At 63.2% G+C, this 1295-nt stretch carries 1 protein-coding gene; it reads right to left on the bottom strand.

Annotated features, from left to right (window positions below; genetic code table 11):
• Positions 1–1253 (bottom strand): non-ribosomal peptide synthetase (locus ACFY60_RS29505; RefSeq protein ID WP_388617698.1); only part of this gene is annotated, 1253 nt, incomplete at its 3' end.
• Positions 1254–1295: the final 42 nt, after the last annotated feature.

Genomic DNA, 1295 nt, shown 5'->3' with positions numbered 1-1295 from the left:
GCCTGTTGGTTGATGGTGGGGTTGTTGAAGATGTCGGGGAGGGTGAGGTGGAGGCCGTGTTGGTCGGCTTGTGCGGTGGCGCGGAGGGCGAGGAGGGAGTCGGCTCCGAGTTGGAAGAGGTTGTGGGTGGTGCTGAGGGGGTGGGGTGGGTTGAGGAGTTGGGTCCAGATGGTGGTGAGGGTGTGTTCGGTGGGGGTGGTGGGGGGTGTGTGGGTGGTGTTGTGGGGTTGGGTGGTGGGGTGGGGGAGTGCTTTGTGGTTGATTTTTCCGTTGGGTGTGAGGGGGAGTTTGTCGAGGGTGATGATGTGGGTGGGGATCATGTAGTGGGGGAGTTTGGTGTGGAGCCAGTTGCGTATGTCTTGGGGGTTGGGGGGTGTGGTGGGGTTGGTGGGGATGATGTAGGTGGTGAGTTGGCGGGTGTTGGTGGTGGGGTTGGTGTGGGTGGTGGTGAGTGTGGTGTGGATGTGGGGGTGGGTGGTGAGGGTGTTGTCTATTTCTCCGGGTTCGATTCGGTAGCCGTTGATTTTGGTTTGTTGGTCTTCGCGTCCGAGGAATTCGATGGTGCCGTCGGGCCAGTATCGGCCGAGGTCTCCGGTGCGGTAGAGGCGTTGGTGGGTGTGGGGGTTGGTGGTGAAGGCGTTGTTGGTTTTGTGGGGGTCTTTCCAGTAGCCGAGGGCGGTGCCGGTTCCGCCGATGTGGATGTGTCCGGTGGTGTAGGGGGGTCGGGGTTTTTGGTGGTGGTCGAGGATGTGGAGGGTTTGGTTGGTGAGGGGTTTTCCGTAGGGGATGCTGGTCCATTGGGGGTTGATGGTGGTGATGGGGTGGTGGATGGACCAGATGGAGGCTTCGGTGGCGCCGCCGAGGCTGTGGAGGGTGAGGTGGGGAAAGGTGGTGTGGGCGCGTGGGGGGAGGGTGAGGGGGATCCAGTCTCCGGAGAGGAGTGCGGTGCGGAGGGTGGGGGTGTGGTCGTGGGTGTGGTGGCGGTGTTCGGTGAGGAGTTCGAAGAGGGCGGGGACGCTGTTCCAGATGGTGATGTGGTGGTGGTGGATGAGGGTGTTCCAGTGGTGGGGGTCTCGTTGGGTGCCGGGGTTGGGCAGGACGAGGGTGGCGCCGGCGGTGAGGGTGCCGAAGATGTCCCAGACGGAGAGGTCGAAGCTGAGGTTGGAGAGGGCGAGGGTGCGGTCGTGGGGGGTGAGGTTGATGCGGTGGTTGATGTCGTGGATGGTGTTGCGGGCGCCGCGGTGGTCGATCATCACGCCCTTGGGTTGACCCGTCGACCCCGACGTGAAAATCAC

Origin of the sequence: Streptomyces sp. NPDC012827 (assembly GCF_042900905.1) — a bacterium.
Classification (GTDB): Bacteria; Actinomycetota; Actinomycetes; order Streptomycetales; family Streptomycetaceae; genus Streptomyces; species Streptomyces gulbargensis.
This window is presented reverse-complemented; position numbering and strand designations above follow the sequence as displayed.